23 protein-coding genes are annotated in these 19,806 nt (G+C 31.2%); 7 read left to right on the top strand and 16 right to left on the bottom strand.

From position 1 onward, the window contains the following. Positions 1–2: 2 nt before the first annotated feature. Entirely contained in the window at positions 3–560 is a 558-nt protein-coding gene (locus LPC11_RS10675; protein WP_023374714.1) for a tyrosine-type recombinase/integrase, read from the bottom strand. Between the two features lie 139 nt (positions 561–699). On the opposite strand from LPC11_RS10675, the gene sroA reads away from it, so the two are divergent. From sroA to sarA, 5 genes are all read left to right on the top strand, one after another. Then, positions 700–906, top strand: a complete 207-nt coding sequence (gene sroA, locus LPC11_RS10680; RefSeq protein ID WP_002451050.1) for a sigS mRNA-stabilizing protein SroA — start codon at positions 700–702, stop codon at positions 904–906. 10 nt (positions 907–916) lie between these two features. After that, positions 917–1,138, top strand: coding sequence for a DUF2922 domain-containing protein (locus LPC11_RS10685; protein WP_023374712.1), 222 nt, complete (start codon positions 917–919; stop codon positions 1,136–1,138). Positions 1,139–1,304: 166 nt separating this feature from the next. Then, positions 1,305–2,234, top strand: a complete 930-nt coding sequence (locus LPC11_RS10690; RefSeq protein ID WP_023374711.1) for a DMT family transporter — start codon at positions 1,305–1,307, stop codon at positions 2,232–2,234. Positions 2,235–2,413: 179 nt separating this feature from the next. Beyond that, complete coding sequence (locus tag LPC11_RS10695; RefSeq protein ID WP_231307266.1) at positions 2,414–3,376, top strand: efflux RND transporter periplasmic adaptor subunit; 963 nt, start codon at positions 2,414–2,416, stop codon at positions 3,374–3,376. A gap of 352 nt (positions 3,377–3,728) precedes the next feature. Further along, positions 3,729–4,103 (top strand): global transcriptional regulator SarA, encoded by a 375-nt coding sequence (sarA, locus tag LPC11_RS10700; RefSeq protein ID WP_002451055.1) that lies wholly within the window; start codon positions 3,729–3,731, stop codon positions 4,101–4,103. A 231-nt stretch (positions 4,104–4,334) separates the two neighbouring features. Here the strand turns inward: sarA and LPC11_RS10705 are convergent, their stop codons facing one another. From LPC11_RS10705 to LPC11_RS10775, 15 genes are all read right to left on the bottom strand, one after another. Then, complete coding sequence (locus LPC11_RS10705) at positions 4,335–5,138, bottom strand: alpha/beta fold hydrolase (protein ID WP_023374709.1); 804 nt, start codon at positions 5,136–5,138, stop codon at positions 4,335–4,337. A gap of 604 nt (positions 5,139–5,742) precedes the next feature. Further along, positions 5,743–6,459, bottom strand: coding sequence for a hypothetical protein (locus LPC11_RS10710; RefSeq protein WP_023374708.1), 717 nt, complete (start codon positions 6,457–6,459; stop codon positions 5,743–5,745). A gap of 326 nt (positions 6,460–6,785) precedes the next feature. Then, positions 6,786–7,292, bottom strand: a complete 507-nt coding sequence (locus LPC11_RS10715; RefSeq protein ID WP_023374707.1) for an SA0570 family protein — start codon at positions 7,290–7,292, stop codon at positions 6,786–6,788. Positions 7,293–7,433: 141 nt separating this feature from the next. Further along, positions 7,434–8,240 (bottom strand): alpha/beta fold hydrolase, encoded by an 807-nt coding sequence (locus LPC11_RS10720; protein ID WP_023374706.1) that lies wholly within the window; start codon positions 8,238–8,240, stop codon positions 7,434–7,436. Beyond that, the gene (locus LPC11_RS10725) at positions 8,224–8,946 is read right to left on the bottom strand and encodes an HAD family hydrolase (RefSeq protein WP_002451060.1); all 723 of its coding nucleotides are present in this window, start codon (positions 8,944–8,946) and stop codon (positions 8,224–8,226) included. Before LPC11_RS10725 ends, LPC11_RS10720 begins: the two co-directional genes overlap by 17 nt. 52 nt (positions 8,947–8,998) lie before the next feature. Next, positions 8,999–9,949: a FecCD family ABC transporter permease gene (locus tag LPC11_RS10730; protein ID WP_231307267.1), complete on the bottom strand. Its 951-nt coding sequence runs from the start codon at positions 9,947–9,949 to the stop codon at positions 8,999–9,001. A gap of 147 nt (positions 9,950–10,096) precedes the next feature. Next, a complete protein-coding gene (locus LPC11_RS10735; RefSeq protein ID WP_231307268.1) occupies positions 10,097–10,993 on the bottom strand; it encodes an ABC transporter substrate-binding protein in 897 nt (298 codons plus the stop codon). A gap of 194 nt (positions 10,994–11,187) precedes the next feature. After that, a complete protein-coding gene (locus LPC11_RS10740; protein ID WP_023374703.1) occupies positions 11,188–12,534 on the bottom strand; it encodes an MATE family efflux transporter in 1,347 nt (448 codons plus the stop codon). Between the two features lie 172 nt (positions 12,535–12,706). Next, on the bottom strand, positions 12,707–13,216 hold the full coding sequence (locus LPC11_RS10745) for a DUF805 domain-containing protein (RefSeq protein WP_023374702.1): 510 nt from the start codon (positions 13,214–13,216) through the stop codon (positions 12,707–12,709). Position 13,217: 1 nt separating this feature from the next. After that, positions 13,218–13,736, bottom strand: a complete 519-nt coding sequence (locus LPC11_RS10750) for a DUF805 domain-containing protein (protein ID WP_023374701.1) — start codon at positions 13,734–13,736, stop codon at positions 13,218–13,220. Positions 13,737–13,869: 133 nt separating this feature from the next. Then, positions 13,870–14,517, bottom strand: coding sequence for an endonuclease III domain-containing protein (locus tag LPC11_RS10755; RefSeq protein ID WP_041613848.1), 648 nt, complete (start codon positions 14,515–14,517; stop codon positions 13,870–13,872). Between the two features lie 75 nt (positions 14,518–14,592). Beyond that, positions 14,593–16,254, bottom strand: a complete 1,662-nt coding sequence (argS, locus tag LPC11_RS10760; protein ID WP_023374699.1) for an arginine--tRNA ligase — start codon at positions 16,252–16,254, stop codon at positions 14,593–14,595. After that, positions 16,254–16,667 carry a YwiB family protein gene (locus tag LPC11_RS10765; RefSeq protein WP_231307269.1) on the bottom strand — a complete coding sequence of 138 codons (414 nt, stop codon included), beginning with the start codon at positions 16,665–16,667 and terminating at the stop codon, positions 16,254–16,256. Before LPC11_RS10765 ends, argS begins: the two co-directional genes overlap by 1 nt. Positions 16,668–16,789: 122 nt before the next feature. Further along, positions 16,790–16,942, bottom strand: coding sequence for a hypothetical protein (locus tag LPC11_RS10770; RefSeq protein WP_164967143.1), 153 nt, complete (start codon positions 16,940–16,942; stop codon positions 16,790–16,792). A 94-nt stretch (positions 16,943–17,036) separates the two neighbouring features. Next, the gene (locus LPC11_RS10775) at positions 17,037–17,429 is read right to left on the bottom strand and encodes a hypothetical protein (RefSeq protein ID WP_023374698.1); all 393 of its coding nucleotides are present in this window, start codon (positions 17,427–17,429) and stop codon (positions 17,037–17,039) included. Positions 17,430–17,674: 245 nt separating this feature from the next. Between LPC11_RS10775 and larA the strand changes: the two genes are divergently transcribed. Then, on the top strand, positions 17,675–18,940 hold the full coding sequence (larA, locus tag LPC11_RS10780; protein ID WP_041613846.1) for a nickel-dependent lactate racemase: 1,266 nt from the start codon (positions 17,675–17,677) through the stop codon (positions 18,938–18,940). A gap of 28 nt (positions 18,941–18,968) precedes the next feature. Beyond that, positions 18,969–19,793, top strand: coding sequence for an ATP-dependent sacrificial sulfur transferase LarE (gene larE, locus LPC11_RS10785; RefSeq protein ID WP_023374696.1), 825 nt, complete (start codon positions 18,969–18,971; stop codon positions 19,791–19,793). The last annotated feature ends 13 nt before the right edge of the window (positions 19,794–19,806 follow it).

Consider the following 19,806-nt stretch of genomic DNA (forward strand, 5'->3'; position numbering starts at 1 on the left):
TTTTATAGATTTAACGCAATGACCGTACGATTGTGCATTTTATCTTTAATACCAATAAATTTCATTGTTTCATGCGTTGTTTGATGCCCTAAATACTTCTGGATTATTGAAATTGATATTCCCGATTGATATGCATGATATGCAAAGGTTTTTCTCAATGTAGTTAACCCGATATGTGGTATCTCTAACTCTTCAGCTGCCTTGTTGATAATACGGTAAGCTTGTTGTCGTGATAGTCCTTTACCTGTCCGTATTGACTGAAATAAAAGATCATTATCCTTTATCTGATAATAGTCAATATAGTCTTGCAGCTCATTTCTTAAATCTGGTGGTAATAAAATTTGAATCGTTGGCTCTCCGTCATCAATCCAAGTTGTTTTTATATTCCCGTTTTCAATTGATTTCAGTCGTTGAACACTCATATTCAACAATTCTGATAACTTAATGCCTGTATGTATTGCAAATTTAAATAATAAATAATCTCTTTGAGAACGGGATCGCAACACACTATACATTTTTTGTATATCTTCTGTTCTTCTTATCGGCTCTACTTGGTTCATACGTCCTCCTTATTAAGTTTCTTATTTAATGATAAATCATGTTTAAGTAACATTAAAGCAATCTGCTTAAATTTATTTATTAAATTGTGACCCTTTTTAATTTTTATTTCGATATATATAGTGAAAGGAGGTTATAACAATGAATGAAGTAAATCAACTTGTGGTTGTTTTAACTCGTATTACTTATGATTCAGAAGGTAAAGCAATCCAACATAAACGTCGTTTTTCAAATTTAAAACCCACTACAACTGACGAACAAATCAAAACATTTTCAACTATTATTGAACGCTTGACTGGCGAATCATTTGATAAAGTTGAAGCCATTAGAACACAATCTTTAGTTTAGGAGAATGCATATGAAAACTACATTAGACCTTGTTTTTAAAAGTAACTTAGACAAACCAATAAAGTTACAAATACCCGAAAATGATAGCGCACTAACCGAACAAGTTGTAAAAGAATGTATGGATCAATTATTAAAATTAGATATTTTAAAATCAACCGTTGGTTCAATCAACAAAGTCTACGCTGCCTATATTATATCCAAAAATACACAAATCCTTTTTGAAAATAAATAATTGATTGACGCCCTATACCCTTTGATATTCATCATATTGGGTATGGGGTATTTTTACTTGAATAAATATATTTAATATATTTTATTCATGTCTAATCTACTATTTTATAATTGTGTCATTTTCGATATAATTGATTCACTATGACGAGAAAAGAGTGACATTAATTATGGCTTTACTTTATTTTTTAGGTATCTTTGTCGGTATGTTAATTCCTATACAGACATCCGTAAACTCAAGACTAAGTCAATATACTCGATCATCTTTTTATGCTTCAACAGTATCTTTTGGTGTGGGAACCGTATGTTTAATCATCCTGAATTTAATAATCAACCCTCATATGCTCACTCCTCATTTTTTTACAGAACAAACCTTTAATTATCACTGGTTTGTAGGTGGCTTATTAGGTGTATGTTTCTTAACAGGCAACTTATTATTACTACCTAGATTAGGTGCAGCACTTACCGTTGTCATTACAGTAGCTGGTCAAATTATGATGGGTGTTGTCATTGATACATTAGGCTTGTTTGGTGCAAGTCAACAACCGTTCACTTTTTTCAAAGCAGTGGGCATTGTTCTTTTACTTATAGGTATTTTACTGATGAATCAAATTCCTAAAGACAAACTTTTACATCAATCTCATTCGAATTTATATATATGGTTAATCATTGGATTTATTTTCGGATGTGCACCCCCTATCCAAACGACAATCAATAGTGCATTGGCAAAAGATGTCCATTCATCATTCTTCGCATCATTAGTGTCGTTTACGATAGGTACAATCGCTTTATTCATTTTGACATTAATCTTTCATCGAAGCTTAAAAATTCACCGAACACATCCAGATTTTGGTCCTATCAAACCAATATACTTTGTGGGTGGTATCTTAGGTATGGCTTTTGTTACTTCTAATGTAATACTAATGCCATTTCTAGGTGCTGCTTTAACTACGATTGTAGGTATGCTCGGTCAAATGTTAATGGGCGTTATCATCGATCACTTTGGTTTACTAGGTACACCTAAAAATAGAATTACACTTCGAAAATGTATTGGTTTGAGTTGTATTGCTATAGGCATTATATTATTACGTTTATTTTAACGTTTAAATTGCTACTGAGTTCTTATTTTAGGAACTCAGTTTTTTATCATTCTTATTGTGTATGTTTCATATTCTGCAACGTTAACAAAAAAGTTGCCATATCGTTTTCAATAATATTTTGTTTTAATATTTTTATCATTCTTATTGTGTAGTATAATAATGCCATATTATCCCCAGAGGTGAACATATTGAGCTTTAACAAAACGATTTTATTTCCCTTAATACTCCTATTCATAATCATTTCCTCAGGATTCGGTTTTTACCTTTATCGTTCTTCTCATTCTCCCAATCAACTTAACCATGTTAAAACGATTAAGACAAAACATGAAACCTTACTTTCCACTATCGGCACACAAGAAGCTGTCGAAAATTTCACTCTTTATTACGACAAACAGTATGGCTACATTCATCGACTCTTCGTTAAACCTCTTACTTACGTTAAAAAGAATTCCCCACTTTTAGAATATTTCAATCCATCGAAGGCAACACAACTTGATGATCAGCAACAACTGACGCTCAAACAAATGCAACAAAGCTTCCCTAAATTGTCATCTTCACATCAACAACAACTCACTGATAGAACACTTCATCAATCACAATTCTTTAAAGATAAATCAGAAATTTATACACAAACATACGCCCCTATTAGCGGTTATGTACATATGCTAAACAAATCTCCCTCTAAAAATAATCAACCCATAATGCAAATCAATAGCAAAGAACGTATCATTCGTGCTACTATATCAGAATCCGAAAAGGATTTATTAAAAATAAATCAAAATATTTCAATCTATTCTAATGATAAAAATCGTTTTATTGGAAAAATAAAATATATTTCAAATATCCCAAAACATATTAATAAGCAAACATCTATGTATCAAATTGAAATATCGACTCAACCACATTATGATATCGGCACCCACTTCAAAATTAAACTTTTTTCAAATGATATACGTATCCCTAAAAGCACATTAATAGATAACAAATATCTCCTCGTTAAACTCAAAAACAAAATAGTTAAACGTGAGATTAAATACAATATAGCCAAACAAAATGGGTATATAAATGTTACACAAGGGTTAATGTTAAATGAAGACGTTGTTGTCGCACCTTCGATGACGTTAAAAAAGTCTTTCAAATAAGTTGTTTGTAATAATCATTTCAAAAACTTTACTTTTTAGTTGTTTTTTTATTAAATTACAGAAAATTTGAATTTGTTATGATAAATTTGAATTAGAAAAATGCTATTTTAAAGAAAAAAAGATATATCACAATCAATAATTTGTTTTATAAACACTTATTTGTTTACTTCTTAATTTTATTTAGTTATAATTAACTAAATAATATAGCATTAAATATAATTCTTTAAATTAATTTAATACTAAATTATGACAGACACTTCGTATTTTTCAAAAAAAAGATATAAATAGATAAAATCGGGTAAAAGCACTTATAGAAGTATATGTAAGTGTATATATTAGGGAGGTTTCAGTAATGGCTATTTCAAAAATAAATGATTGCTTCGAATTACTAGCAATGGTCACTTATGCTGACAAATTAAAAAGTATTATTAAAAAAGAATTCTCAATTAGTTTCGAAGAATTCGCAGTTTTAACTTATATTAGTGAACACAAAGAAGAGGAATACTATCTTAAAGATATTATCAACCACTTAAACTACAAACAACCACAAGTTGTAAAAGCTGTTAAAAACTTATCACAAGAAGATTATTTCGATAAAAAACGTAATGAACATGACGAAAGAACAGTATTAATTTTAGTTAATACTAAACAACGTAAAAAAATCGATGAATTATTAAAACGTGTTAACAAACGAATCACTGAAGCTAACGACGAAAACGAAGTATAAGCATTAAAGTAAGTGAGGATGTTTCAAACGAGATAGATAGATATAAACAGTTAAGCTAACAACTTAATAGATTTGAATGTAAATATCTACCCATCTCATACCTATCTTTTATAAGATAGGTATTTTTTAATGATGAATAGATTTTAAAAAAATATAACGTGTCTGAAATCAAAAGGGATTTTATCCTCGTGTAATTAACACGTGTGATAAAATCCCTTTTTTAATAAGTCGTTATCTTTCAATCCAATGTTCAATTGAACTAATAAAGTCCGTATATACTTTTACAAATTTTTCTGGTTCTTCGATGTGTGGAGCATGACCTGAATCATTAAATACCATTTTAGTAATATTTTCAAAATGATCGTCTACACAATAATTATTTTTATCCTTAATTAAAGGATCATAAAATCCATTAATGATTAAAGTTGGTACATTAACCAAAGGACGTTCTTCTTGTTCCTGTGCATTATAAGAGATTAGTGCTCTTATAGCGATAGCACTTTCTTCTGATGATTGCCTATAATACATTCTTTGATCTTGAAACCATCTCATAGTATTGTCTTGCTCTTTAAATAAAATAGGAAAAAGTAAAAGAACTGCCTCGGATTTGTTAAATCCTGCAACTAAATCTTGGTGTTCTACCATTAATTTAGTGAATCCGTGAGTAATATCTTCTCTTTTTGAAGCGACTGCAGTTAGTGAAATGGTCTTAAATGGATATTTTTCAGTAAATCTTTTACCGATCAATCCACCCATATCATGTCCTAAAATATGTGCAGAACTTATATTTAATCTCTCCATTAATATATATAAATCTTCGATATGATCTTCTAAATCAAAAGCCTCACATCTCGATGATTTCCCATGACCACGTACATCATAAGTTATGACTCTATAGCGATCACTTAACTGTTGTGATAATTGTTTAAATGCTGCTAAGTTGCCATCTAATCCATGAATTAATACGATGGGAATGCCTTGCCCTACATCACGATAAGCAATTTCAATACCATTGCCTAATTGAATTTTGTCCATAGTGGCACCTCCCTTTAGTATGTACTATACCCACTTGAAAATATCTTTACGCCAATATTTAGAAGTTCTTAGCAAGAAATTGCTTAGAACTTCTTAGGGCGTAATTCTGAAATTTTTAATTTCTTAGTGTTACCCCCGCAAGTATGACTAGATATCAATTAGTGTAACGTCCATTGATATCAGTCATCTACTGCGTGTCATGAGCTTCAGCTCAGGCGTTCCTACCTTTTTGCAAGAAATTGCTTAGAACTTCTTAGGGCGTAATTCTGAAATTTTTAATTTCTTAGTGTTACCCCCGCAAGTATGACTAGATATCAATTAGTGTAACGTCCATTGATATCAGTCATCTACTGCGTGTCATGAGCTTCAGCTGAGGCGTTCCTACCTTTTTGCAAGAAATTGCTTAGAACTTCTTAGGGTGTAACTCTGAAATTTCTAATTTCTTAGTGTTACCCCCGCAAGGATGACTAAAATAGTGTTATTTCGTTGATAAAAGAATATTTAGTATATGTGTAAGTCATTCTAATTTCTAAAGAAAAAGAATGATTTTACAATATAAAAAGTCTCCATTTGAAAATCAAATGAAGACCTACTTTCAACACTATTAACTTTTTGTTCGCTCTGATAATTTAATTGTACAGTAAATAATTAATATCACTAATAAAATCCAAATAACTAATGAGAATATTTGAGCAATATCTGGATTGGCTACCATTGCATCAATCGTTTTTTGACAAACTAACAATCCTAATCCAGTAAACTCTAATTTTTTTAAATAGATTCCTGCAATACATAAAATAATACCAACAAAGAAAACAAATTGATGACCATACATGGATATAGGTATAATCGACCAATTAAAATGGAATCCTTGCATAATAATAAGTACCAACGCTATTGCAGCGATTACAAAACCGCCTATCATTTCGTATCGGTTACTGTACAGATAATTCTTTTTATTGATTCGATGATAAATCAATATGGATATTGGAAAAATCACTATGCAATAAAACAAACTAATACCTGTAATCGCTTGAAATTGCACATATTGCTTGTCATATAAATATGAAATCAAAATAAAATTAATAATAAAAAAGATGATAGGATTTAGTTCGAGTGCAAATAGATTCCGTTGTATAATTAAAATAATTTGTGCTGGCGATTTTTCTCTATACTCTATGTAATCTTGATCTTTTGCTTCAGACTTTTGAATATCTATACGAAACTTTTCTTTAATATCATCTATAAGGTTTGGCGACATTCCCTTATGACTAAAGTAGTCATTAATATTTTCGAGTAGTACTTTATCATTTGTCCTCATGTTAAGCTCCTTTAATTACGCTTTCTAGATGCTTTGTTAATCGTAACTTCAACTACGGCGTTCATTTTCTATCCGTATTTTACTTTCGAAATTCATCATAATTACTTTTTTCTATCTATCAATATAGCATTGTAACATAATTGAATTGCCATTTCTTCAACCTTCATTTTATTTTATATCAAAAATAAATCTTTATCCTATAAAATGATTCAATCTTGAAATCAATCATTTACACACAAAATAACCGACAAACATTTTGAGAGACTTAAAAAAGTAACTCAACATCAGTTTGTCGGCTATTCATATTTAAAATTATTGATGACTTATTATTGACCTAAATCTACTCTATAAAGTTTAACATTTTTATCTTTAGGTGAATTTGAACTAAATTGATAGCTAGCATTTTTATCTTTGATATATCCAAAGTTACCAGTGACATGATTATAGTGGACACGACTTGAAGCATTTGGACTTACACTACGTTTAACTGCATTATATGTAGGTCCATTTGCTTTATTATAAGTCATAGATACACGTGTCACATGACCTCTATCTTTTTTCCCATCTGCTGTTACTAATAATACACCTTTATTTGTTCTAAATTCATAGTAATGTTCAGAACCATTTTCATTATAAGAATAAATAGGATTGCTATATTTACCTAAGACGCTTTGCATTGATTCGCCTAATTTTACATTTTCTAATGATTGATCACCTTGTGTGATTTGTTGAACTGTTTGAATTGAATTACCAGTTGCTGCTTCAACGTGATTAACGTTTACTCCTGTGACAACTAGACCTGAAACAAGTAATGATGCCATTAACTTTTTCATAAGCACTCTCTCCTTTATATCAATATCTCTTTCTTGTGCTTAATCATAGTATACTACAAATATTACTAATATGACAACATCATTACAAAAATGTTACAAATTTTAATACTTAAGTCGTAGTTATCTATCAAACCTCAATCATTAATTATGATTTTTTCTAATTGGGCAATGGTCAGTAATAAATTGCGTCACATCCTCAATAAATCGTTGTTCTTCTTCTACAAATGGATATAAACTTGAAGTATTATATACTAAAAAGTCACCATGTTCGATTAAATCTACAACTTCTTTAGCTTCAAGTGTTGTCGTTCTTTCGCCATATTCTCCTGCAATAATTAATGTAGGCGCTGCTACTTTGGAAAATACATCGGAGATACCTGTTGCTTTAAATACATCTTCTATTGCTTGAATTTCTTCTTTAGTTGAAATCGAATTTGTATCTTCAACATGTTTTAAAAACTTGTTCATTTTACGTGGTTTGTAATATTTTTTATCATTTAAGAATTTCGATTGTTTTTCATCATCCCAGTTACGAATGGTATGGGCATATTTTCTAAACAAACGCTCTTCTGGTAGCTCTCCTTCAACTGACGTTGGATTAACAAATGTTAATGAAGATACATAGTCAGGATATCTTACAGATAAATCTGCAATAATCATGGCAGCCATTTCATGTCCAATAAATGCGGCTTGATCGATATATATAAAGTCTAGTAATGCGATAATATCATCTGCAAATTCTTGGAATGCAATATGTCTCGGTTTGTCAGAATAGCCATGTCCTCTTAAATCAATGAGTACTACTTGGAATGACTTCGCTAACTTTTTAGCTACGTCATTAAATACCGTATAATTATCGTAAGCCGTGTGAATCAATACAACTGGGTATCCTTCACCTAATGTATTGTAATGTAGTGATGTACCATCATTTCTAGTAAATAAATCCATTAGATCGTTCTCCTTCTAAATTAAAATTCTTCGGCAAAATATCCAGTAATTCTTCGATCGTTGTAATGGTAAAATCAACTTCCTCTTCGAGCGGTTCTATTTCTGCATCTTCTTGTTTGAACCAAACACTTACCATTCCCATTGCACGTGCTGGTGCAACATCGTTTAAAGCATCGTCTCCAACGTACATAATTTCATCTGCTTTGACATCTAATTGATCAATCATATCCTCAAATATCTTTGGATGTGGTTTACGAAAACCTACAGTTTCAGATGTTGATAAGTAATTAATGACATGCATGATACCTAATGAGTGTAGTCTAAATTGTTTGATTTTAGATTTACCATTAGCAATGACCCCAATAAGATAATCTGCTTTAGATAATCGTTCTAGTGTATATAACGTGTCATAATATGGAAATACATAACGATAAAAATGCATTTCAAAATCATTAAATAGATCTTTCCAGGTTAAGCGATCGATGTGAAATTGTTTAATAATAGCTTTATATAAATCTGGCTTGTCATTGTCTTCATCGTCATCTAACTCAATGAACTTATTCTTAAAATCAGCTAATTGTACATGTACAAAATAATCATGAAATCTTTCATATTGTTCTTCAATAAATTTCTCGCGTGATTTCACTCTATCCAGCAATGTGCCTTCTAAATCAAATACAATTGCTTTTATATGACTCAAATCCATCTTTTTAACCTCTTCATCGTTTATTAATTCTTATTTTAGCAAATGAATGACATTAGCGTAATATTTTAGATTGTGATAATAGAATATAACATAATACCGGAATACCTAATAATGACATAATAATACTAGCCGGTACTTGTATTGGATGTATCACAACACTACCTATAAAATCAGCTAACGCCATCACTATTGCACCAATGATGATATTTAAAACCATTTGCATTCCTAGCTCAAAACGCCAATAATAACGTCGAATCAATTGAGGGACAATCATGCCAATAAAGCCGATAATGCCTACATAAGCTACTACAACGGCTGTCATAATAGAGGCTATGGTAAGTACCATAAAGGTCATACGTTGTACATTTAAACCTAATGATTGCCCTTTCAACTCACCTAGTTGCAATAATTTAATTGGACGTAATAATAGTCCTAGACCCATAACTGCAAATGCCAATACAATGGCTATCATGATAACATTTTCAACTTCTGCAGAAGCAAAGCCGCCAAATAAATAATTCGCCACAGTATTTAACTTCTGTGGTTTTATCAATATCAATATATATAATAAAGCATTAAATAATGCCCCTATCATTAACCCAAGTAGAATCAATACACGGACAGGATAACCCGTGGATAACGCCATCGTTAAACTTAATACAATAATTAGCGTTATAAGGCTAAACCCTATTGAAAAGAATGGGATCCATAAAAAACTCAACCCTAAAAATAAAGCTAATCCTGAGCCAAAGGTAGCACCACTCGCTAAACCCAATGTAAAACTATCTGCAAGCGGATTATTGAGTACCTTCTGAAACATTTGTCCAGCTAATGTTAATGTCGCCCCGGCAAGCAGAGCTTCTAACAACCTAGGTAGTCTTACTTTCAATAAAATCGTTTGGTTAAATGGATCAGACAGATCACCAATTTGCCACATCAAACTCATTAAAATGGTAACAATTAAAATCAATGTCCAAATTAAAATAACCTTTATCTTTTTCATAATACGCTCTTTTCTAATTACATTTTCATTATTGTGCCCATCATAACAAAATTTAAATCAAAAAAGTACTAGACTCACATTGAACATAGCTAACTGATATCGTTCATTTTAGATCTGTATCATGTGTACTAGTACTTTTAGAAATCGTTATTTTTTATAAATAGCATCTCTTAGTTCTTTTAAACCGTCGTCTATTCTTGGACCTGGACGTGAGATTTCATCACCATTAACTGTTGCAATACGATGATGTTTCACAGCATTCGTTTTATCAAAGCCACCACGTTTTCCAATGATTTTTTCATATTCAGTCTGTGACTTTCCTTCCGTAGATATCAAAATATCTGGATTGTGTTTGACGATGCTTTCTTTACTGACTGATTTCCAACCATCAATATCTTCAAAGCTATTTTTAGCATCTAATTGTTTTAACATATCATCAAAGAATGTATGTTTACCGGCAGTATATATCTCTGGTTGAGATGATACTTCCATAAATACTTTTGGTGACTTTTGATGTTTCGGAATTGATTGAACCACTTTGTCGACATTATCTTTAGTTTCTTTTACTAATTGATTTGCCTGTTTTTCACGATGCGTTAACTTCCCGATTGATTTAAACGTTTCATATGTTTCTTTAAGTGATTGTGCATCTTTAACGTAAACGACTTTAACACCCTCTTTTTTCAGAGCATCTAAAACCTTTCCAGAAGATGATTTTTGAGATTCATGCGCTAATATTAAATCAGGTTTTGCCTTTAATAAGGCTTCTTTATTCAAATTCATCGCATCAAATTGCTTTTTCCCTTTTTTAACATTTTTAGGATAGTCATCGACAGTAGAAACACCCACAATACGATTTCCAAGTCCAAGTTCATATAAAATTTCAGTGTTACTTGGCATCAATGAAACAATGCGGTGATACGGCGTTTTACCTGTATTAGCTTGATCTTTAGAATCTTTGTCTGATTGATGTTGATCATTTTGGCTGCATCCTACAAGAATGATTACTAATGACATAATCAATAACCAGAAATTACGTTTCATGTTTGCTCATTCCATTCATTTTTATTTTAATATGTATATTACTTCATTTTATCATATCAAATTCCACATATTTTTCATTAGCTTTTTTGATCATTTTAAATTTTTTAATAAAAATATCCCATCACTATGCTTTATAGTAATAGGATATTCACAGTATGCAAATTGATCTTTTCATGTTATTCTTTTAAATTTTTCTAATCATTATCTTCAAGTATAACTTTTTGGTCCCATTTCCCAAATTGATAATAGGCAAATGCAAATAAACTACTTATGATAAAACCTATACCCATGCCCATACCAATACCTGTTTGTCCAAACATTTTTGAGAATACCTCTGTTAATGGAAAACGTAGTATCCAAAATGAAATAATATTTAACACTAACACTTGGTACATTGCTCCAGACGCCCTTACGATACCATTTAATACAAAATTCAATCCTAAAAATGGATAGCAAAGCGCTACAATACGTAAATAGTGACTACCAAAATCTACAGCTTGTTTATCCTGAATAAAGAATTTAATAGCAAATTCTGCTACTATCATTACGACTAAAGCAATGGTAATCATAATAGCAAAATTATATAATGCTGATACTTTCGCTATTTGACGTACTCTCTTCCAATTACCGACACCAATGTTCTGACCTGCCATACTATTCACTGCAGTTCCGAGCGCCATTGCCGGTAACATAATTAAACTGTCTAATCTTTGAGAAGCACTAAATCCTGCTACAGTATCACCACCAAATTGGGTAACCACACTAAGGATAGCGGCATTGCCACCTTGAATGACTGCCATCTGTAAGCCTGCGGGTATACCTAATTTCAAAATTAAGATGACTTCATCTTTTTGAGGCAGTTTAGGGACTGTAAAAGGAATAAGTTGATGCTTAAGTGAATGATATAAACTGTACAGAAAAGCTAGGCCTTGTGATACGACCGTCGATAATGCGGCACCAACCATACCTAATTGAAAAACACCAATAAATAATGGTGCTAAAATTGCATTAAGTACGACTGCTAAAAATACAATACGCATAGGTGTCTTACTATCTCCAAGTGCACGAGATACCGTATTTACAAAGTTATAACCAAATAAGAATAAAATACCTAAAAAACTAATTTGTAAATATGTCGTTGCTTGTCCTAATAAAGTAGTTGGCGTACCGATTAATAATAGTAAGTGTTTTGAAAATATGAATCCAATCACACCAAATAACAATGCCATCGACGTCATTACAACAACAAATGCATTTAAATATTGCTTAAGACCTTTATAATCCTTTTTACCGTAATATTGAGATAATATCGTTAAAACTGCATTATTTAAACCTAAAATAAATGAAAGTATCGTTATTAAAATAGTAGTAGAAATCGCCACAGCGCCTAGTGCGTGAGCCCCTAATAAATTCCCAACCCATAAACTATCTATAATTTGAAACGACGTTTGAAGTAGATTGGTTAACATGATGGGACCTGAAAATAAAACCAATCCTTTGAATATATTGCCATGCGTAAAATCACGTTGTTTACTCGGCACTCAGACATCCCCTTTGTATTTGCGACTTTTCATGTATTAATTCATTTATCATATCTATTCCCATATATCATGTCAATTTAACCCATTTGCGTCATTAAGCCTTACAAAATAAAAACTGCACTACAAGTAGACAAGCTTGTAATGCAGTAGATTGAATTTAATATTATAACTTTTATACTTCATTCATGTGTTCTTTAGGATTTAGTCCGTATTGGTTCGTGCCTTTTTCACTGTCTTGAACACAATAAGCTAAACAAATTAAACATAATGCTATGTAAAAAATACCGAATATAATTGCAATGATTTCCATAGCACCAACTAAAATATTATTATTAATAGCAATTATGCTATCAAAGTTAAACATTTCAAAAATAGAATTAACTATAGATAATAGTGATATCACAAGCATAATCATAGGTATCGTCTTACTTCTACCTACATCATGAAATCGTCTCACTGATAATGAGAACAGGGCAATATTAATAACAATAGCAATGATGCACTCTATTAATCCAAAAACGATACCAAAATGCCCGGTTACTTTAGATAAATAATCAAATACCCCTTCTACAATCGATAATAAAATCATATTGATAAGTAAAGGCCACCAAAAGTCTTTTCTTCGTGTTCTACCTTCTAATACCAATGCATTTTGCCAAAACTTTTTATAAGCTTCTACCATTTTATGACCCCTTTTCTAAATTGTCATGTTCTTTAGGATTTGGTCCATATTGGTTCGTGTCTTTTTCACTGTCTTGAACACAATACACTAATGCCATAATTGAAATAACAATACTTCCAATGGCAAATATAATTGCCATAATTGCTAATACAATGATGACAACAATATTTAAATGCTCTAGTTGAGAAAACCATCCATAGTCATTTGCCATTTGATTTATCGGATTTAAAAGGGTTAATACTAAATAGATGACGGGTATCGTTTTACCTTTTCCAATATCGTGAAATCGTCTTACAGAAATTGTAAACATCGGTACTGTAAAAATGAGATACACGATATAAAAGACAATGTCATAAATGATTTTCCCATGCTGAAGTGGTACTAATATTAACGATGCAATAATCGCAATCAATAATAAACAAATCATGTTAATTAAAACCGGCCACCAAAAATCTTTTCTTCGTGTTCGGCCCTCTAATATCATTGCCTTTTGCCAAAACGTTTTATAAGACCTTAACATTTTATACCCCCTGTCACAAAAAATTATTTCAATATCTATTATATAATTTATCAATTATCATTCAATATGACTACAATTTTTCAATTAATTTAAAAATATAATTACTATAAAAGAACTAATACATTTTGGTCATCTAATCATTGACAGATGATTCAAAATAAGAATCTAAAAATGTATAATGTGTACCATTCTTAATATTAAAGTAATTTTTACCGAAGTTATCTAACAATGCGTGGAATTCATTCGCATCTTGATTGTTAAATGTTGAAGGTAATTGTATTTCTTTTTTAAATTTATCGTAACTATCTGTATTCGCATAACCGAGTTTGGCATATAATCGTCTCGTGTAACTATCCGGAATAAACTCTACCCCACCAAAAATATAAACGATCAATACATCCGCTGTTTCACTGCCAATGCCACGTATACTTAATAATTCTTTTCTAAGATCATCCCTGTATTGTGTAACAATACCATTATAATCAAAATGATGTTGATCTAACCATGAGAACAATGCATGAATCGCTTTAGCCTTATTTTTATAGAAACCACTAGATTTAATCACCATTTGTAAGTCTTCTAATGGCATATTTAATATATATTTCGGGTTAAAATCCGTTGCTGCTTTTAATGATTGTAAAGCTAAATCGGCATTTCTCCAATTGGTGTTTTGAACAAGTATCGCTCCTAACATCATTTCAATGTTACTGTCTGCAGGCCACCAATGTTGAGGTCCCATGTTTTGATATAAAATGTTATATAATTCTTCTGTTTGTAACAAAATATTCCCCTTTTACATAGTCATAAAAACACCCTTATAACCGTAGTAGCTATAAGGGTTTAATCACATTTTAAATTACATTGACTCTGGTGCAGATACGCCAACTAATGCTAATGCATTGTTTAAAGTAATTCTTACTGCTTCTACAAGCGCAATGTGAGCTTTTGTTTTTTCAATATCATCTGTTAATACTTTTTCAGCGTTATAGAATTTATGGAAGTGTGACGCTAAATCTTGAATATAATTTGTCATACGATGTGGTGCTCTTGAGTCTGCTGCACTTTCAATTGTTGGTTCAAACTCTGCCACTTTTTTCAATAATTCAATTGCTTTTTCATTAGTGATTTTTGAAAAATCAACGTCCGTACTAATGTCTATACCTTGTTCTTTAGCTTGTTTTAAGATAGAACAAATACGTGCATGACCATATTGTGCATAATAAACTGGGTTATCTTGCGATTGTTCTTTCGCTAATTCCATATCAAAATCAAAATGTGTATCAGGACTACGCATTGTTAAGAAATAACGTGCCGCATCGACACCGACTTCATCCATAATTTCACGTAATGTAATGGCATTACCTGTACGTTTACTCATTTTTACTTCTTCGCCATTTTGCATTAGACGTACCATTTGCATAATTTGAATTTCTAAACGATCACTATCTACTCCAAATGTTTCAAGAGACGCTTTCAAACGGTTGATATAACCGTGATGGTCAGCACCCATTAAATCAATTAAAATATCATTACCACGTTGTACTTTATCAAAATGATAAGCGATGTCTGGTAAGAAATAAGTGTAATTGCCATCTTTTTTGATTAATACTCTGTCTTTGTCATCTTTAAAATCTGATGTACGCAACCAAGTTGCACCATCCGCTTCATATGTGTAACCTAATTCATTCATTTTAGCTAATACTTCTTTAATTTCGCCTTTTTCATATAGAGACGTTTCACTAAACCAATTATCAAAATGTGTATTGAAGTCTGATAAATCTTTCTTCAATTTAGACATTTCATAATCAACACCAAGTTGTCTAAATGTCTTCAGACGTTCGTCATCACTATAGTCTTTAATTTCCGGGTGTTTATCCGCTAAATCTTTACCGATTTCAACGATATCTTTACCATTATAACCATCTTCTGGCATTTCATGACTGTCATCACCTAATGACTCAAAGAAACGCGTTTCAATTGAACGTGCAAGATTTGAAATTTGATTACCGGCATCATTAATATAATATTCACGCGTTACATGATAGCCTGCTGCTATTAAAATGTTAGCTAATGTATCACCAACTGCCGCATTACGCGCATGGCCAATATGCAAGTCTCCTGTTGGATTAGCTGATACATATTCAAGTAAAATATTTTTATTTTTAGATTCTTCAGCTTTACCGAACTGATCGCCTTTTTGAATAGCCTCTGGAATAATATCTGTTAAATATTGGTTATCTAAATAAAAATTGATAAATCCTGGCCCAGCGATATCTACATTTTTAACATGCGCTTTACTAGCATCTAAATGATCCACGATGGCTTGTGCAATTTCACGTGGATTACGTTTAGCTATTTTAGTAAGTACCATTGCAATATTCGTTGAATAGTCCCCATTTTTTACATCTTTAGGAATCTCTATTTTAATTTCTGGAATGTCATCTGCTAATTCAGCTTTTTTAATACTTGCTTCAATTTCTTCAACTAGCGTCTGTTTGACTTGTTCTATTATGTTCATTAGCCTAACTCCTTGTAATTTATTTTGTATTGGTATGAACCCATTTTCTCTTCATTTTGAAATAATTCGTAATGTACTTTCAGTTTACCACCATCTGGGGTAACAAAATGTAGAATACTTAACGTTTTAACATTTAACGGAATACGGCCTGCAGGTATATCATAAAATGTAGTTGTTTCAGCACCTTCTACAAAATGAAAGTTCATATTAATATCGCCTTTTCGAATCAATTTCACGCCATCTTCTTCTATTTTAATGGTTACGTTAACGTTGGCATCATCTATATGTTCAGTATATCTAATGATGTGAGATTGACGTTTGTGCCATGATCCTTCAGTAGTAAAATCAAACTTCTCTTTTTCGCCATTTTGTTTAATTATCTGTTTCGTTTGGATTTTAACATTATTTTCCAATTTACTACTCCCTTATCCTACACAATAATACATGATATTATAGCATAATTGCCCTATTGCTTGTAGTATTGGACGATTGAATTTATTAATAAATATAAAAAGGTGGATAAGCCAAAAATAGCTTATCCACTCATTTTATCCTGTCTAAACTCAACAACATCTTCTAATGATTCTATGTCAACAATATGTCTTTGATATTTACATTTTTCAAGTTGATACTTATAGAAATATACGATGCCGAAAATCAGTGCTGTCATGAATATTAATTTATTCATTTTTTTACCTCATATTCTATAATGATATTTATTTCTTTTTTTATATTATCATTATCACAACTATGAGTAAATACGATTTATCCTCGTTTATTAATTATTGAAAGGCACCATCTTTATAAATCACTTTTTCCTTACTACCACCAATAAATTGATTGTAATTGTCATTTTGGAAGTCAGTTAATAACGCTTTAGACGTACCATATTTTAATGTGCCACCTTCAGTAATGATTTGCATTTTTCTAAATAGCAAACCATCTTTAAGACGAATTTCCTTTAATGGCTCATAATCTAAAATATCAGCATCTTTAATTTCAAATGTTTTAAATGCAATGGTTAAACACGCTAACGTCTCTTCCCCTAAATAATAGACATGCAAATCTTCTTGTTTATGTTGTCCCACTAAAAGTCTACCTTTAACAAAGCTATGTTCTGGAAATTTCAACTCTAAAAAATCAATCAGTTCTTCTTCTTTTAATTTGAATTGCATAAACCCATCCCCTATTCTCTTTTTAATTGAATATCGATAATACAATTGCATATATAATAATATTATATTGTATATAAAATTCAATGTTTATTTTTATGTTAATTGAACAATTTATCAATCAATGTTCACGATATATATTTTCATAAATTAAAATATTGTAAATCCTATGATATAATTTCACTATAATAACTAATATAAAAGCACGAAAATCCAAGAGCTATTGTTCTTCAATGGAGGGGAATAATTTGATAACAAACGTATTATATGGGAAATCTGAAATAGAAGTTGAGGTTCCAAGTGATAGTACAGTTATAGAACCACAAAATATTGAACCTGTAAAAAATGTAGAGGAAACTATCAAACATGTTTTAAAACATCCTACTAATTCAGAACCACTGAAAGATATGGTTAAAAGTACAGATACAGTTTCAATTGTGATTAGTGATATAACAAGGCCTACACCTAATCACATTTTAGTACCATTGTTAATAGATGAACTCAATCACGTTCCACTTGAAAACTTCGTTATCATTAATGGTACTGGTACACATAGAGATCAAACTCGCGAAGAACTAATAAGTATGTTAGGTCAAGACATTGTTGATACCGTTAAAATCGTTCATAATCACTGCAATGAGAAAGAAAGCTTAAGAAAAGTTGGCGAAAGTCAGTATGGTTGTGATGTTTATTTAAATAAAGAGTATGTAGATTCTGATTTTAAAATAGTGACTGGATTTATCGAACCTCACTTTTTTGCAGGTTTTTCTGGTGGGCCTAAGGGTATTATGCCTGGTATTGCCGGAATCGAAACCATACAAACATTCCATAATGCACAGATGATTGGAGACCCACGTTCAACATGGGGTAATTTAGAAGATAATCCTGTACAAAATATGGCTCGTGAAGTTAATAAAATGTGCAAACCTCATTTTATGCTCAACGTAGCACTAAATAAAAATAAAGAAATTACTGCTGCATTTGGGGGAGAGGTATTTGAGGCACATAAATTAGGTTGTGCATATGTAAAAGAGCATGCCATGTTTAAGTGCGATGATAGATTTGATGTTGTTATCGCCTCTAATTCAGGCTATCCATTAGATCAAAACCTATATCAAACAGTTAAAGGTATGAGTGCTGCTAGCAAAGTTGTTAAAAAAGACGGAAATATCATCATGGTATCTGAGTGTGCAGATGGCTTTCCTGATCATGGTCAATTTGCAGAAATTTTCAAACTAGCTGATACGCCACAAGGCATATTAGATTTAATTCATGATCCTAACTTTGCAGAAGTTGATCAATGGCAAGTTCAAAAACAAGCAAGCATTCAAACATTTGCTAATGTATATGTATATTCAAAGTTAACTGATCAACAACTAACCGATTCAATGCTCATTCCTACAGGAAATATTGAAAAAACATTACAAGATTTAGAAGCGACCTATGGACGTCCATTAACTATCGGCGTTATGCCTCAAGGCCCTTTAACGATTCCATACGTTGAAAATGAATAATACAAATTAAATTAAGGAGGAGTACCCTATGACTAATGTAGAAAACAAAGAACAAAAGTTAGATCAATTATTGAAAGATATGAAAAATGTTGTGATTGCCTTTTCTGGTGGCGTGGATAGTAGTCTCGTACTCAAAAAAGCAATTGATATTTTAGGAAAAAACAATGTTATCCCAGTAGTAGTGAAATCTGAACTTTTTAGAAACGAAGAATTTAATCAAGCCATTGAATTAGGTGAAAGTTTAGGTTTACGTGTGTTAGAAACTGAAATCTCTGAATTAAAAGATACTAATATCGTTAAAAACACGCCAGAGAGTTGGTATTATAGCAAACGCTTAATGTATAGCAAATTAGAAGATATTAGAAAGAATGAAGGTTTTAATTATGTGCTTGACGGCATGATTATGGATGATTTAGAAGACTTTCGTCCAGGTTTAAAAGCTAGAGACGAGTTTCATGTGAGAAGTGTATTACAAGAAGCACATTTATATAAAGCTGAAGTACGTGAATTAAGTCAACAACATCACTTGCCTGTTTGGAATAAACCTGCTTTGTGTAGCTTAGCTTCAAGAATTCCATATGGTGAATCATTAAGTTTTTCAAAAGTAAATAAAGTGAATGAAGCAGAAAAATATATTCTTAATCTTGGCATTAATAATGTACGTGTTCGTTATCATCAAAATATAGCTCGAATAGAAGTTGAAGATAATGACTTATTAACTGTTATACAAAATAAAACAAACATTACGTTAAGACTTAAAGAGCTAGGATTCGATTATGTCACTATCGATTTAGAAGGTTATCGTACTGGTAGTATGAATGAAGTCATCAATACATCATCTTTAAATATTTAATTAAGCATTTCAT

The sequence above is a fragment of the Staphylococcus sp. HL28 genome (genome assembly GCF_021117155.1).
Taxonomy (GTDB): Bacteria; Bacillota; Bacilli; order Staphylococcales; family Staphylococcaceae; genus Staphylococcus; species Staphylococcus warneri.